At 65.1% G+C, this 15,227-nt stretch carries 11 protein-coding genes and 1 pseudogene; 8 read left to right on the top strand and 4 right to left on the bottom strand.

Annotated elements, in window-relative coordinates:
• The first annotated feature begins 334 nt into the window (after positions 1-334).
• The 8 genes and pseudogenes from ACWEV3_RS18000 (at position 335) to ACWEV3_RS17965 (ending at position 11,373) form a co-directional block, all read left to right on the top strand.
• The gene (locus ACWEV3_RS18000) at positions 335-808 is read left to right on the top strand and encodes an SseB family protein (RefSeq protein ID WP_452614950.1); all 474 of its coding nucleotides are present in this window, start codon (positions 335-337) and stop codon (positions 806-808) included.
• A gap of 30 nt (positions 809-838) precedes the next feature.
• Positions 839-1,180, top strand: coding sequence for a hypothetical protein (locus tag ACWEV3_RS17995; RefSeq protein ID WP_452614949.1), 342 nt, complete (start codon positions 839-841; stop codon positions 1,178-1,180).
• Positions 1,177-5,481, top strand: a complete 4,305-nt coding sequence (locus ACWEV3_RS17990; RefSeq protein ID WP_452614948.1) for a putative T7SS-secreted protein — start codon at positions 1,177-1,179, stop codon at positions 5,479-5,481. The genes ACWEV3_RS17995 and ACWEV3_RS17990 overlap by 4 nt, the downstream gene beginning before the upstream one ends.
• A 42-nt stretch (positions 5,482-5,523) precedes the next feature.
• Entirely contained in the window at positions 5,524-5,868 is a 345-nt protein-coding gene (locus ACWEV3_RS17985; RefSeq protein WP_452614947.1) for a hypothetical protein, read from the top strand.
• Positions 5,869-6,481: 613 nt separating this feature from the next.
• Positions 6,482-6,913: pseudogene (locus ACWEV3_RS17980) on the top strand (Clp protease N-terminal domain-containing protein); the annotation flags it as partial.
• 100 nt (positions 6,914-7,013) lie between these two features.
• Positions 7,014-7,394 carry a hypothetical protein gene (locus ACWEV3_RS17975; RefSeq protein WP_452614946.1) on the top strand — a complete coding sequence of 127 codons (381 nt, stop codon included), beginning with the start codon at positions 7,014-7,016 and terminating at the stop codon, positions 7,392-7,394.
• 50 nt (positions 7,395-7,444) lie between these two features.
• Positions 7,445-10,729 (top strand): tetratricopeptide repeat protein, encoded by a 3,285-nt coding sequence (locus tag ACWEV3_RS17970; protein ID WP_452614945.1) that lies wholly within the window; start codon positions 7,445-7,447, stop codon positions 10,727-10,729.
• Positions 10,730-10,854: 125 nt separating this feature from the next.
• Complete coding sequence (locus ACWEV3_RS17965) at positions 10,855-11,373, top strand: transposase family protein (protein ID WP_452614944.1); 519 nt, start codon at positions 10,855-10,857, stop codon at positions 11,371-11,373.
• Here ACWEV3_RS17965 and ACWEV3_RS17960 read toward each other — a convergent pair.
• The 4 genes from ACWEV3_RS17960 to ACWEV3_RS17945 form a co-directional block, all read right to left on the bottom strand.
• Positions 11,259-12,326, bottom strand: coding sequence for an integrase core domain-containing protein (locus tag ACWEV3_RS17960; RefSeq protein WP_452614943.1), 1,068 nt, complete (start codon positions 12,324-12,326; stop codon positions 11,259-11,261). The genes ACWEV3_RS17965 and ACWEV3_RS17960 overlap by 115 nt on opposite strands.
• A gap of 197 nt (positions 12,327-12,523) precedes the next feature.
• On the bottom strand, positions 12,524-13,297 hold the full coding sequence (locus ACWEV3_RS17955; RefSeq protein WP_452614942.1) for a GNAT family N-acetyltransferase: 774 nt from the start codon (positions 13,295-13,297) through the stop codon (positions 12,524-12,526).
• A gap of 410 nt (positions 13,298-13,707) precedes the next feature.
• A complete protein-coding gene (locus ACWEV3_RS17950) occupies positions 13,708-14,274 on the bottom strand; it encodes a dihydrofolate reductase family protein (protein WP_452614941.1) in 567 nt (188 codons plus the stop codon).
• A complete protein-coding gene (locus ACWEV3_RS17945) occupies positions 14,271-14,837 on the bottom strand; it encodes a TetR/AcrR family transcriptional regulator (RefSeq protein WP_452614940.1) in 567 nt (188 codons plus the stop codon). The genes ACWEV3_RS17950 and ACWEV3_RS17945 overlap by 4 nt, the downstream gene beginning before the upstream one ends.
• Between the last annotated feature and the right edge of the window lie 390 nt (positions 14,838-15,227).

The raw sequence follows: 15,227 nt of genomic DNA, 5'->3' as shown, positions 1-15,227 counted from the left end.
AACGAGTCTGATCACCGCAGTTCAGCGGCATATTCGCCCGATCTTCCCCAGTGCTACGGCGACCCCATGTAAGCGCGGACGTCCCTGGAATTGCTTCGACACCCACAGCGCCGAGCAGCCGATGGTGGTTCGGATCGAGGACGATGAGTTGGCGGTCCTCGGTTCGGCCCGCCTTGCTGAGTGGGCGACGCTTCGGCATGGCGATAACGAGCGGTCCAAGTGCCGGCGTGAGCGTTTGACCAGGACTTGGCCGCGCGGTTTTTGGCTGACCATGGGGCCAATACCTTCGTGACAGTACGCCGCGGCTCGTTGGTTCGGCGAGTCACGAGTAGTGGTGTCGATCACGGCGCTAATGGCCGATGGCGTCGTCGCCATGTTCGTGGGTAGGGTCCCGTGCGTGGTACTTGCTGTGGGGGATGGGGAACCAGATTTGGCGGTTGTCGCACGAGCAGTCTGTGCAGATCAGCGCCCTCTCAAGGCGTTCTATGCGGCGTTCGCGCAGGCGGTGGTTTTCGCTCAGCGTCCGGAGAAGCCCGGTGTGTTCGTGACTGATGTGGGGCGCCGGGGCCGGTGGACGTTGGCGTTTTCAAGTTCGGAGCGGCTTGCTGCTCGTGCAGGTGAGTGCGACTACATGGCGATGCCGGGTGCGGACTTCTTGGAGTTGGTGCCGGCCGGTGTGGGCGTGATGGTGGATCCGGATGATGAGCATCGGTTGCCGTTGCTGCCGCGGGTTGACGATTTTTACGCGCTTGAGCGGGAGTGGAAGCGTACGGCGTCGGCGCGGCAGGCAGCCTCTCACAGGAAATGAACGACTCCTCAGGGGCGGGGTGCGGTGAGCTTGGACGGCAACGGCTTTCACGTCGAAATCGAGTTGTTGGAAACAGCGGCGAAGAACATGGATGAACTCGTTGCTGGGCAAGACAACTCGGAGTTGAGTGAGTTACCGGGCGATAGCGAGTCGTACGGACACGCTGGTCTGCAAGCGGCTTTGGCGGAGTTCTGCGACCGTTGGTCGGTCGGTTTGGACGCGTTGTGCGACCGCGCTACCCGGATGAGTTATTCGCTCGGTGAAGCCGCCAAGGCGTATCGGGAAGCTGATCAGGCTGGTGCGGATGCGCTGTCGGTTGATCCGGGGATCGATGTGGTGCAGCCGACGACGATCCCGGGGATGTCCCGATGACTTTAGAGTTGGGGCAGACCACTGAGCCAACGCTGCTGGTGCCCGGAGACCCGGCCGGGATCGAGTCGAACGCGCAGTTTATCCGGGAGCGAGCGAGCAAGGCGTCTGAGACCGGACGAGCGCTGCAACGAATCGATGCTGGCGGATGGAGCGGTGAAGCCGCTGACCTCTGGCACGAGCAGCACCAGACGGATGTTCCCCGCTGGTTCGATGGTGAGGATTCACTGAAAGCTGGGGCTACCGCACTCGAGGAGTACGCGCGCGTACTGCGGTGGGCCCAAGGCGAGGCTGCCGAGGCCGTTCGCTTGTGGGAAGAAGGGGAAGCTGCCACCCGTCAGGCGAAAGCGGACCACGAGCGAGCCGTCGCGGACGCCCAAGGTGGTGAGGTACCGCCTTTCGCCGATCCTGGCGAGGAAAGGCGGCAGGCCGCCCGGGACATGCTGCGGTTGGCTCGGCAGGAGTTGATCGGAGCGGGCGATCGTGCCGCTTCGGCGCTGAGGGAAGAGGCGGCGGTAGCTCCCCAGGATTCCCAGGCGCAGATCGATGCGAACTTCTACGGGGCTATCTGGGAAGGTTTCGCTGGCACATTCACGGGAATCGCCGACGCGTTCGCCGACCCTGCGGCGACGGTGGCGGCGATGGCGCACGCCGTCACCCATCCTGTCGAAACGCTCAAGGCGATGGTCTCGTGGGACGATTTCGCCAACGGGCGCGGTGAAGTGGGGCTGGGCAGGCTCACCGGCGAGTTCTTGGGGGGCATCGTCACCGGTGGGGTCGGCAAGGTCCTCAAGACCTTCACGAAACATCCAGATGCCCCAGAACACCGGGTTCCGGCTTCCGAGAGAACAACGACCGGCGATCCGATCGACGTCGCCACCGGTGGCATGGTGCTCGCACAGACCGATGTCGAACTCGCGGGCGTGCTGCCCTTGGTGCTGAAGCGGCTGCACATCTCGTCTTTCCGGGCAGGACAGCACTTTGGTCCAACGTGGACTTCGACGTTGGATCAGCGGTTGGAGGTGGACGAGACGAACGTGTGCTTCGTCGCCGACGACGGCACACTGTCTCTCTTTCCTCAACCGGTGCCGGGCTTGTCTGCCGTCGCGGTGACCGGACCGCAACGGAGATTGGCGAGATCCGAAGACGGCAGTTACACGATCACCGACACGGTGCAAGACAGAACGCTGCACTTCGGTTCTGCAGGCGAAATCCTGCCGTTGATCGCGATCACGGATCGCAACGGTCACCGCATTGACGTCGAGCGCGATGCCGACCGAACGCCCGTCGAGGTGCGGCATTCCGGCGGTTACCGCATCCGTGTCGAATCCGGCGACGGCCTGGTGACCGCGTTGTACCTCTGCGCAGCGGACAACGGCGACGACGTGCAGTTGATGCGTTACGTGTACGAGGATCAACGGCTCACCGAGGTGATCAACACCTCCGGTCTGCCGCTGCGCTTCACCTATGACCAGGCGGGGCGCATCACGAGTTGGACCGACCGCAACGACAAGTGGTACCGCTACACCTACGACGGCCATGGTCGGGCCGTGGCGGTGGAGGGGTCCGGTGGTTTCTTCAGCGGCACGCTGGAGTACGACCGCGAGAACCGGATCACCTACTGGACCAACTCCCAAGGCGCCCGCACCACCTACCACCTCAACGAAGCTGGTCAGACGGTCCGCGAGGTCAATGCGCAGGGCGGCGAAACTTTGTCCGAGTGGGACGAGTTCGACCGCTTGCTCTCCCGGACTGATCCGCTTGGCCGCGCGGTTCGCTACGAGTACGACGATGACCGCAACCTGGTCGCGATCACGCGCCCGGACGGCAGCCAAGCCCGGTTCGAATACAACGACCTCCGGCTTCCCACCACGATCATCGCCCCGGATGGAGCGGTGTCGCGGCGCGAGTACGACGAGCGCGGGAACCTCACCCGGGCGGTCGACCCGCTCGGAGCGGTCACCCGCTACGCCCATGACGAGCACGGCCACCTGACGAGCTTCATGGATGCGTTGGGCAGCGTGCGTCGGGTCGAGACCGATGCGGCGGGTTTGCCGGTCGTCCTGATTGATGCGATGGGCAATACCACCCGTTACGTGCGGGATGGGTTCGGCCGCGTCGTGGAGGTGGTCGATCCGCTGGGCGGCACCACGCGGTTCGGCTGGACCGTCGAGGGCAAACCGGCGTGGCGAGCCCTGCCTGACGGGGCAACGGTGCGTTGGTTGTACGACGGCGAGGGCAACCTCCGGACGTTCGTCGACGCCCTGGGGCAGGAGACCCGCACCGAGGTCACGCACTTCGACCTACCGTCGGCGGAGATCCGACCGGACGGGACGCGTCTGCAGTTCGACTACGACACCGAACTCCGCCTGACCAGCGTCACCAACGAACAAGGCCTGGTGTGGCGCTACGACTACGACGTCGTGGGCAACCTGGCGCGCGAGATCGACTTCAACGGCCGTGCGGTCACCTACCGGCACGACGCGGCCGGGCAGCTGATCGAGCGCACCAACGGCGCCGGCGAAACCACGTCGTTCGCCCGCGACGTGCTGGGCAACGTGATCGAACGTCGCAACGGATCGATGACGTCGACCTTCACCTACGACCCGCTGGGCCGCCTGGTCGAAGCGATGGACAGCGACACCCAGGTCACCTTCCACCGCGACCCGGCCGGGCGGGTCCTCGCAGAAACCATCAACGGCCGCACTGTCGCCTCGGTGTACGACCCGCTGGGCCGCAGGATCCGACGCCGCACACCCTCCGGCGCGGAAAGCGTGTGGGACTACGACCCGAACGGTCGGCCGACCGCGCTGCACACCGCCGGACGCACCCTGCGCTTCGGCTACGACCGCGCAGGTCACGAGGTTCAGCGAGAACTGGGACCCGATGTTGTCCTGGCCCAAGCCTGGAACGCCAACCACCAGCTGCTCTCTCAAACCCTCACCGGCCCATCCGACCAGCAGATCCAGAGGCGCTCGTACACCTACCGCGCCGACGGATACCTGACTGGGCTCGACGACAAGCTCGCCGGCCCGCGCACGTTCGACCTCGACCGCGCAGGCCGCGTCACCGCGGTCACCGGACCTGGCTGGACGGAACGCTACGCCTACGACACGGCAGGCAACCTCGCCCACGCCTCTTGGCCCACCAATGACGCCGAGGAACTCGGCGACCGCGAGTACAGCGGTACCCTGATCCGCCGAGCGGGCAAGGTCCGCTACGAGCACGACGCCCAAGGCCGCGTGGTGCTCCGCCAGCGAAAGCGCTTGTCCCACAAGCCGGAAACCTGGCGCTACGTCTGGGACGCCGACGACCGCCTGGTCCAAGTCCTCACCCCGGACGGCGCCCGCTGGCACTACCGCTACGACCCGCTGGGCCGCCGCGTCGCCAAACAGCGCCTCACGCCCGACGGTTCCCGCGTCCTGGAGCAGATCGAGTTCATCTGGGACGGAACGGTCCTAGCGGAACAAGCCCACACCGACGGTCTCCCCAACGGCCCCAGCCTGGCGGACGCCCGAGTCACGGTCTGGAACTACGAACCCGGAAGCTTCCGCCCCGTCACACAAGCCGAACGCTCAGCCCTCCGCAACGCTCCCCAACGCTGGATCGACGAACAGTTTCACTCGATCGTCACCGACCTCGTCGGAACCCCAACAGAACTGATCAACGACCAAGGCGCCGTAACCTGGCGCCAACGAACAACGTTGTGGGGCGCGACCACAGACCAACCCCGCACGGCGGCTTACACCCCGCTTCGCTTCCCAGGGCAGTACGCAGACCCAGAAACAGGATTCAACTACAACTTCCACCGCCACTACGACCCTGTCACAGGGCGGTATGCGACCACCGATCCGCTCGGGCTGCGTGGTGGTCTCAGGCCTCACAACTATGTGCCTAACCCGAATTATTGGTTAGACCCATTGGGGTTGAAATGCGAAGATGGAATTGGTCAAGGTGAGCCCTATCTTTATCGTGGAGTCCCGTATGGTCATCCCGGTTATGAGGATGCGCTGAACGGAAGAGCTTTGCCTTGGGGTGGGCATGCTGATCCAGGTCTTCATAATGGTGGAGATACCAGAAGTGAATTCACATCATGGACCACCGATCTGGACGGGGTCGCTCGGGATGCCGCTGGTGACGGCAATGGGCCGGGGGTTGTACTGCGCATTCCAAATGCTGATGCGCCAGGCTATACTCGTGTAGAGAGTCAGGATATCTACGGCGAGAGTGAGGTTCTTGTTCAGGGGCCCGTCAGTGGGGCGGAAGTCAGCGTCAACGGTGGCCCGTGGCGGCCTGTATATTGAGGGGGATGTTTGCCGGTAGAAGAAATAACAAGGACACGCCTGGTGGCTGCGATCGATGCGGCGATGAGGTCCGACGAGGCTGTTCGGTTGCTGCAGGATGAACTTTTGCGGCCCGGCGCCCCTGATGTATTCGCGATGTCCGTCGTTTCGAAGGCGAGCGTCCAGGAAATCTACAAGAAGCGATTCAGGCGCCCGGGATTTCGCCCGGAAAAGGTGATCGGGTGGGATCGATTGCTTTGCGATGTGGATAAATGCCGGGGTGAAACCCTGCGTTTAATCGCATTTTCTGGCCGGTATCACATGTTCAATATTTGGCTCGATGGTGACGCCAGTTCATTGGTTGCTGTTACGGTTGGGCTTCACAAAGGCAGTATGGCGAGTGAATAGTTGTGCCCGCCTGGCCAGTGCCTTGCTCTGGGTGTCCGTCCATGCCTGGCGCGTCGTAGTTGTCGAAGTCTTGCGGTCTCAGCCACTTCAGCAACCCACGCGGCACTGATCTGCTGGCGGATCTCGGCCACCTTGACACCGGTCCGGTAAACCGGCACCAGGCCTCCACCAACAAACTCCGTCCTCGGCTCATCTCCAGGTCATGGCACACCCTAGGCACGTCGAGAACGGGGGCACGGCCGGTTGGTGATCATTCGCACGAACGGCGGAGTGCTGGGCTCGTAAAACATGCGCTGGCTGAGGTGTGCGCCGGGGATGTGACGACGTTGATGATCCGGGGCGACGCGACCAACCACAGGGACACCACTACAGGGCACCCAGGCACGCGACACTGAGCGCTCCTTCGCTGAGGTCGCAGGGACAGCATGGAGGTTCGTCTCGTCGGCATCTGCTCTTTGGAACGGATTGAAGCGGACGCCGAACGCGATCACTGCACCGTCATGGAAGCACTGTCGGTCTACCGTTGGGAACGCGTGCCAGCAGCGTCACGCTGCTCAGAGCTCGATTCGTGTCTGGCAAGATCCGGCTCCGGAATCGTGGTGTGGGGAGAGGGATGTTCGAACGGTTCACTGACCGTGCGAGGCGTGCGATCCTGCTCGCGCAGGAAGACGCCAGGGCGCTGGGGCACACCTGCATCGGCACCGAGCACCTGCTGCTGGGGCTGCTCCACGAGGGGGAGGGCGTGGCGGTACAGGTGCTGCGTTCGTCGGGGATCGAGTACGAGCGCGTGCAGGGGCTGGTCCGCGAGATCTTGGGCGAGGGGGAGGAAGCACCCGGCGGGCACCTTCCTTTCGCGGATCGGGCGAAGCGGGTGATGGAGATGTCGCTTCGCGAGGCGGTGCGCTTGCGGAACAACTACATCGGCACGAAGCACCTCCTGCTCGGCCTGCTCCGGGAGGGTGAAGGCTTCGCCGCCCAGCTGCTGGTCCGGCTGGGCTTCGACCGCCAACAGGCGCTCCAGCGGATCGCAGAGGCCCTCGGTCGACCCGAAGATCCTCACATCGGGTGACTGTCCCGGGTCGGTGCGACCGGGAATTCGCTGAAACCGATCACGGATCTTCGCCGCGTTCGAGATGATGTCCGACATGGCTCGGATGACCGGATGGCAACGTGGCGCGGCGTGGACGGGCGGGGTGCTGCTCGTGGCTGGGCTGGGGGTGTTCCTGTCGTTGCTGGGGCTGGATCGGGCGAACCAGACGGCGGGCGTGCTGAGCCTATTCGTCAGCCTGGCGGGTCTTGGCGTGGCGGCTGCGGCCTACGTCGGGGACCGGAGAGTCGAGAAGCGCGCGGCGAAAGGCAACGAGGGCGGCGGGTCCGTGCGCAACGAGATCAGCGGCGGGAGCTTCCACGGCACCGTGCTCCAGGTCGGTCGGATCTCCGGGCAGGTCAAGCTTCCCGGTTCCGAGCGGGACGGACACGATCCGCCGACAGAGTCCGGGGACAGCGAATCGGAACCGCGGCGATGATGCCGGGATCACGGCGGAAGGCGGCGTTCGAGAACAAGATCACTGGGGGCGTGTTCTTCGGCACCGTGATCATGGGCGAGGAAGTCTCCCTCATGCTGCCGCCGGAGGTGCCGACCGCGCTCAGTGGTCTCCCTCCGGCCCGCGCCGGGTTCACTGGGCGGGATGCCGAGCTGGACGAGCTGGTGGCTGCGTTGACCGTCGGGAACAGACCGGCGGTGCCGGCGCAGATCACCGGGCTGCCGGGGGCGGGCAAGACCGAGCTCGCGATCCAGGCCGCGCACCGCGCTCGGGCGGAGGGCACGTTCCCGGGCGGGGTGCTCTTCGTCGACCTGCACGGTTACGACGAACACCAGCGCGTCGCCCCTGCGAGCGCGTTGGAGTCGTTGTTGCGCGCCGTCGGCATCCGGACGGAACACATTCCCCCTGCCGTCGAGGACCGAACGCGGTTGTTCCGCGACGTGCTCAGAGCTTTCGCAGAACAAGGGCACCGGCTCCTAGTCGTCGCGGACAACGCGTCGTCGGCAAAGCAGGTCGAGCCGTTGGTGCCCGGCGACGGCAGCACAGGGATGGTCGTCACGTCCCGGCACACGCTGGACGGGGCGAGACCTGGCCCGCGCATGGCGCTGTGGGAGATCGCCGAACTGCCCGAACAGTCCTGCGTCGAGTTGCTGGCAGGCGAGCTGGCCACGGCACGACGTAACGAGGACACGCGGGTGCGGGATCATCCGCGGGATGCGAGGCGGATTGCCGAGCTGTGCGGCCGGTTGCCGCTCGCCCTGCAGATCATCGCTTCACTGCTGGCCGCCGACCCGAGGCGCCCGCTGGCCGCCGTGGCAGCCGACCTGGCCGACGAGCGAAGCCGGCTGGACGAACTGCGTTACGACGACAACGCCGTGCGAGCCGCCTTCGAACTCTCGTACCGGCAACTCGACACTGACCATGCGGCGTTGTTCTCGGCGCTACCGCTGATCCCAGGACCGCATTTCTCGACGGAGGCCGCCGCCGCGCTGGCGGAGCAGCCGATCCGGGTCGCACGGCAGCGGTTGGATTCGCTGGCCCGCGCGCACCTGGTTGAGCGCGCCGAACTGTACGGCCGGTGGCGGATGCACGACCTCCTGCGCCTGTACGCGGAAGAACTCGCCGCCCAGGCGGTGGAGGACGACGTCACCGCGCGCACCCGGCAAATTGTTGCGGTCGGCCGCGTGCTGGAGTACTACCAGCGCGCGGCCGAGGACGCCAAGCAGGCCACGGAGGACTCCGAGGAGCCAGACGACGCGGTAGCGTGGTTCGGGCTGGAACGGCCGAACCTGACCGCAGCGGTCGTATCGGCACGAGAGACCGACCGCCCCGACCTCGCGAGCAAGCTCGCCGCCGCATTACGCCAATACCTCTACGAGCAGCGGTATTTCGACGATCTCGCGCAGACTTCCAGAATCGGGGCGGAGGCCGCCCGGCGCCTCGGGCAGACGACGTTGGCGGGAAACCTGCTCAGCAGTGTGGGCGTCGCGCTTCGGGAGCTGAACCGGATCGACGAAGCCGTGGCGGTAGGGGAGGAGTCTGTCCTGCTGCTCCAACGGGTCTGCGACGGCGACGACCTGGGACAGGCATACAACAGTCTCGGCGCTGCCCTGACCATGGCCGACCGAAGCCGGGAAGCCCTCGACGTGTTGCAACAAGCCTGGCACATCCATGAACGAACCGGGAACAAAGGCGCCGAAGGCCAAGCCGTCGCGAACCTGGGCAATGTGCTGTCCGGCATGCGCGAGTTCGAACTCGCGCACGAGGCGTACCTGGAAGCTAGTTCACTGCTGGCGGAAGCCGGAGATTCCCGTGGCCAAGCCACCGTGCTGGCCAACATCTGCCAATGCCTCTGGCAGCTCGACCGGCTAGACGAGGCCGCAGAGGCCGGCCGGCTCGGCGCCGACCTGCACGAGGAGCTCGGCAACGAGCACGGAGCGGGCCTCGCCCTGGCCAGCCTGGCAGACGTCCTCGGCGAAAAGGGAGAAACGCTGGAGGCAGTCGATCTGTACCGGCGAGCCATCGATCTGTTGCAGCGCACCGGTGACCAGCGACGTCTGGGCGTCGTGTGGGGCAAGCTCGGTGGACTGCTCATAGCGGAAGACAGCGACGCGGCGATCGAGCCGTGTCGGACGGCAGTCCGCATTCTCAGCGAAATCGCCGACGAGGTCGAGACGGCAGAGGTGCGGCTGTACCTTGGGCGAGCGCTTGTCCAGTCCGGTCGTTTGCCGGAAGGCGTGGAACAACTCGAACTCGCCGCTCGTGTCATTCATGAATCCGGCAATGTCCAGCTCTGCATGGCCGCGGAATTGTCGCTGGCGCAGGCATACGCATCCGCCGACCGCGCCGATGAGGCGGCAGCTGCGGCCACTCAAGCCGCGCGGCATGCGCAAGGCCTCGGCGACGAAGCCGCCGAGGCCGACGCCTGGCGGATGGTCGCGCGTACCACGCACCAAACCTCGGCCGAGGTTGCTGCAGAGGCATACGACAAGGCTGCGCCCGTGCTGGAGAAGCTCGGTCACGACCGCGAAGTGGCAGAAGACTATTACCTGTGGGGCAGTGCCCTGCACAAGCTGAACCGAACGGCGGACGCCGTGGAGAAATTCCGGCACGCTCAGCGTCTGTTGCCGGACGCCGAAGACCCGGAACTCGCCGCGCCCCTGGCGTTCAGGCTCGCCGTGGCCTTGTCTGCCGAGCAACGCCACGAGGAAGAAGTGGAGGCTTTGGAACAAGCACGGACGCTGTTCCAGACTGCGGGCGATGTCATAGCCGAGCGCGATGCTTGCGGGTGCCTGCTGATCGCGCTGTGGAAGGTGGGGCGGACCGAACAATCACGCCACCTCCACGCCGAACACCTCGAACTGTGCCGTAGAACGGACGACCTCCTTCAGGAAGCGGGATCGTGGCTCTGCATGGGGAACCTCATGTCCGGTGCAGAGATGCACGAGGAAGCGATCAACAGCTACCGGGAGGCGCAACCGCTGTCGGAGGAAGCAGATTCCTCCTGGTTGCAGGGCCTGGCGTTCCTCGGGATAGCGACGGCCTGTAACAACCTGGGAGATCACGACGGTGCGGTGGAAGCCGGAAGCCGGTCGGTTGAGCTGCTCCGGCTGGCGGAGACCCGGGAGGACGAAAGCCGCGCATGGTGGATGTTAGCAGCGGCATACGTTGCCACCGGTCAGCATTCGGCGGCGACCGAGGCACTGGAGAACGCGATCGCCGCCGGGCGGGATGCTGGATTTGCCGATGAGCGGCTGACCGAGATGCGCGAAATACTGCACGAGCTGACTGCGGAACCCGAACAGCACGACCAATGACGCCGTCCTCGTGGAGCGCCTGTCGCTGACGGGTGAATCCTGGCTCTGGCACGGTTTCCGTGATGGACCCGGGTGCCGTCCGCTCGCCACGTAGTTGATCAGGTGCTCGGTGTGCTGATCTTGGAGTGCTCGAAACCCTGTTCCCGCATCTTGCCCAGTTACGAGTAGACGGTGTGCGTGCTGCGGGACCGGTGGTGCGGATCGAGGCGAGCACGCTGGCCGGGCGCGTGGCGTGTCCTGGCTGCGGAACGCTGTCCGATCGGGTGCACAGCCGCTACCAACGGCGGTTGTCCGACACCGCGATCTCCAGCCGCGAGGTGTTGATTCGGCTGCGAGTTCGTCGGTTTTTCTGCGATAACACCGAGTGCGCCAAGAAGACCTTCGCCGAGGCCGTGCCTGAGTTGGCGGCGCGCTATGGCCGGCGCACTACGCTGCTGGAGCGGGTGTTGTGCGCGGTCGCGCTGGCGCTGGGGGTCGCCCCGGCGCCTGTCGGGTTCCAAAACTGGGCTAGTGGGGCTGATCTGCGGTTTCATGCTGCGGGTTCGTATTCGTTGATCAAACCTCCTAGGACTGATGTGCGCCTGATCCGTTCGTGGTTGAGGTTGGGGACGGGGTGGTCTGCTCGTGGAGGTTGGAGCTGGTGACCTCGGTGGGGGCGCCGACCGTTGTAATGCCGTACGTAGTGGGCCAGCACGGTGCGCAAGTGCCGTTCACCGAAGATCAGGATGCGATCGGTGACTTCGGTTCGCACGGTGAGCACGAATCGTTCGGCGAAACAGTTCGCCCGGGGAGCCCCAGGTGGAATCTTCACAACACGGATGCCGACGTCAGCCAGGACCGTATCGAACGATGCCGTGAACTGACCGGCTCGATCGCGGACCAGGAACGCGAACTCGGCGGTGCGGTCGGCGGGGTCTATCAGGAGATTCCGGGCCTGGTGCGTGGTCCAGGGTCCGTCCGGATTCGTGGTCGTGCCGAGGATGTGCACGAAGCGGTTGTTTACTTCCAGCGCGAACAGGACGTAGATCCGTTTCAGTGTGACTGCGCAGTCGACGTGAAAGAAGTCCACGGCCAGCATGGTTGAGGCTTGCGTACGGAGGAACTGCCGCCACGCTGTCTCGGAGTGCCGCGAGGGTGCTGGCGGTATCTGTCGTTGCTTGAGGATTCTGCGGGTCGTCGAAGCGCCGACGCGGTGGCCGAGTTTGAGGAGTTCGCCCTGGATTCGCTGGTAAACCAAGATGTTGTTCTCTGTGGCCATCCGGACCATCAGTGCGGCGATGTTGTCGTCGATGGGTGGGCGCCCGGACCGGTGCGGGAAGGTCCACTTCTTTGCGACCAGTCGACGGTGCCAGCGCAGGACCGTGCCTGGGGTGACCAGCCGGTGCCGGCGCAGTGCCGTCGGTAACAGCCGGATGAGAGCGGAAAAGAACGCGCGGTCGGCCCAGTCCAGGCGCGGTTTGGGGGTCGTTCTGCGCAGCACGGCGACCTCGTGGAGCAGGACCAGCAACTCCACGTCTTTCACTGCGGACGATCGGCCGAGCAACACCAGCCGGCCCACAAGCCGGATGAAGATCAGGTGGAGCAGGCGCAACGACACGGCACACGATCATTCCTCACGAGGTGAGAAGAGTCGATCACCGCAGGTCACGAGCGCGGCCGACTCCTGGAACCCGACAGGATGTCTCCGACCAGTCCGTGTAGGTGATGAGGCGAGGTGGGAGCGGCGCGATGGGCGGGTATGGCCGTGGGGCGGTAGTGCTTCGGTTCACCCCACGGCCTGCTCACGTGACCCGCCTACCGAGAGATGTGCAGGCTCTCGGCGACGCGCCGATATCCGATCCGCTGGTAGATGCGTTCTTCTGCGCTGCCAGCTGCCATCAGGAACGGCGTGTTGATGCCGACCGTTGGACAGGCGCGGGTAAGCAGGCTGGTGAGCGCGGCGGCGATCCCACGTCGGCGGTACGCGGCACGCACCCCGACCGCAGCGAGTTCGCTGACCCCGCGGTGCGGTGGCGTGCACAGGCCGGCGCCAACCCCGATCCCGGTGGCGGTGTCCACAGCGAGGGCGACGAAGCCGCCCCGGTCGAGCGTGCGACGCAGCCTGGCCGCATCGTGGTCTGTGGCGTCCGGCGCACCGTATGCCTCGTTCTGCGCTTCGGCGACCAACCGCAGTTCGTCATCGGTGCTGGCCAGCACCAACTCGATCGGACTGTCTACAGTGGCCACCACGACGTCATCGGGTGCGCAGGTTAGCACCGGAAGCCGGGCCTCCACGCCGAACCCGGCGTCGAGCAAGGCGGGTTCGACCCGCGGGCACACCGTAGCGAGGTATTCCAGCCTCGGCTTGCGTCCGCGCTCGGCAAAGGCCGCGATCAGCGCGTTGATGTCGGCTGGCGTTGGTTCGGCGCCGTCATCGGGAACAGCGTAGTTGCGATAGGGACCGGCGTCGGTGGCGTCGAGGAGCAGCACGAACTGGCCGACTCGAGGCGCGCGATCACCCGCGAGCGCGCGCAGGTACGCGTGTACGTCGGAATCAAAGGATTCGAACACGGAAAAGAGACCCTTCATTGGTTGGGCAATGAAACCGCGGTGCTGGCAAACTGGCCGCTCCGCAACCCGAACCGATCAGCGGGACACGAGTGCCCAGCTGGCAGTGCGCAGCGGCCTGTCCGAGGTCGCTGGCATTGGCCTCATTCCTCCTGAGTTCGACATGACGACGGACCCGAAGGCTAATCAACCACATGAGCGCCGGTCAACCGAAATTCGATCAAAGACGTCCGCGGTGGAGTTCGCGCTGACGCGGGATCGCCGGCCTTCTGAAGTCGTTGGTCGCCGACGCGTCACAGCGACACGGGCGGCGTCACGATGCACCGACACCAGCGGCCTCGAATGCCGATAGAGCGCCGGAACGAGCTCCACCGGCAGTGACTGATTGCTGGACGAACGAATGGGGGAATCCCGTTTTCGATGTCGAGCCATCAGTGTTTGACGACCTGGTAGGTGCTATGGGTCATACCGGACTCGGATGTGGAGGTGCCGCGGTGGCGTAGCAATACGTCGCGGGGCAGCGTGCCGAAGAGTGGTTTGCCTGCTCCGAGCAGCACGGGAGCGCGGGTGATGGTGAGTTCGTCGATCAGGTCGTGCCGGAAGAACTCTTGGACGACTTGCCCGCCATCGATGTACGCGGCCTTTGCGTTGTTTTCGTTGAGCGTTTGGATCGTCTCCGCGACCGTGCGGACCAGGGAGATCCGGTCGTCGCCGGTGGTCAGGGTCTTGCTGAGTACGAGGACGTGATGGTCCGGGTAGGGCCAGAAGCCGAAGGTGAGGACCTTCTCGTAGGTTCCTCTGCCCATGACGATGTGATCCACCGAGGCCATGAATGCGTCGTACCCGGGAGGTGCGTCCGGGCCAGTGATTGCGTCGGCGTGATCAATGCCTTCGGGAGGGTTGGTCAACCATTCGATGTCCCCGTCGTGGCGGGCGATGTAGCCGTCCAGGCTGGTGGCGATGAAGACCTTGCCGTGCCAGGTTCGTGACTTGGTCATGTCCAGCTTTCCAGAAGTGTTGTGAGGGTGTGGGTGGGGTCGAAGGCGGATTCGGGGCTGGGGTATGCCGCGGCCCGCAGGAAGCCGCCGTTGAGGATGTCGATCAGCAGACTGGCAGCGATGTCGGGATCAGGGGAAGCCGGTAGATGTCCTGCGGTTTTGATGCCGTCTATCAGGCTTGAGACGTAAGCCAGTTGGCGTTCCCATCCCAACCGCAGCACGGCGCTGAGGTCGTCGTCCGCCAGGTCGCTCATGAGCATTGCCATGTGTGCAACCGCCCGGTTCCGGGTCTCGTCCGGCGAGTAGGACCGGCATGCCCAGGCGAGCAGTTCAGCCTGCGGATCATCCCCGGTCTGGACTGTGGGGGTGCTCTGAGCCCATCGGCGGCCCAGGGCGAGCATCAGGCCCTTCTTCGATCCGAAGCGCTTGATGAGGGTCGGGGGACGAACACCGGCTTGAACTGCGACATCGGCCAGGGTCCAGTGCGCTTCGCCGCGCGCGTTCAAGGCGCGCGCCACCCTGTCCAGGAGTTCGTCGTCGGTATGTTCGCGAGGCCGGGCCATGCCAGTTAGTAAACCATGGTTTCCTAACTGGCTCGCGGCCCCCCGGACTCAGGGATGCCGTGTCTCGGGACCCTCCGTCTCCTCGGCGGGGCCATCACCGGCCAACTCGCCCTGTGCAAGGACGAGATCAAAAGCACGGGCACGGCAGAAGCTGCGCAGCCGGTACCGGGCGTGGTCAAGAGAGGAAGACGGTGGCCATCCTTCTTGAGTTCTCTCCCCCGGCCCGCGCCGCTCGTGCGAAGGCGGGTGAGCCGCGGACGGGCCTAGGCCAGCACGCGGTGAATAGCGGGTGGTTGTGCCACGCTCCGCATTCCACCTGGCATTTCCCTGAAATGGCAACGAAAGTTGCCCCGTGCTCCGCGAACTCTGCAGTCTTGGACGCGACCGTCG

The organism is Saccharopolyspora sp. NPDC003752, assembly GCF_053605825.1.
Note: the sequence above shows the minus strand (reverse complement) of the source record. Positions and strands in the feature narration are given on the sequence as shown.

Excerpts from the sequence above, each read along its gene's own strand:
- ACWEV3_RS17990 (WP_452614948.1), top strand. The coding sequence starts at position 1,177 with ATGACTTTAGAGTTGGGGCAGACCACTGAGCCAACGCTGCTGGTGCCC.
- ACWEV3_RS17975 (WP_452614946.1), top strand. The coding sequence starts at position 7,014 with ATGGCTCGGATGACCGGATGGCAACGTGGCGCGGCGTGGACGGGCGGG.
- ACWEV3_RS17955 (WP_452614942.1), bottom strand. The coding sequence starts at position 13,297 with ATGAAGGGTCTCTTTTCCGTGTTCGAATCCTTTGATTCCGACGTACAC.
- ACWEV3_RS17950 (WP_452614941.1), bottom strand. The coding sequence starts at position 14,274 with ATGACCAAGTCACGAACCTGGCACGGCAAGGTCTTCATCGCCACCAGC.
- ACWEV3_RS17945 (WP_452614940.1), bottom strand. The coding sequence starts at position 14,837 with ATGGCCCGGCCTCGCGAACATACCGACGACGAACTCCTGGACAGGGTG.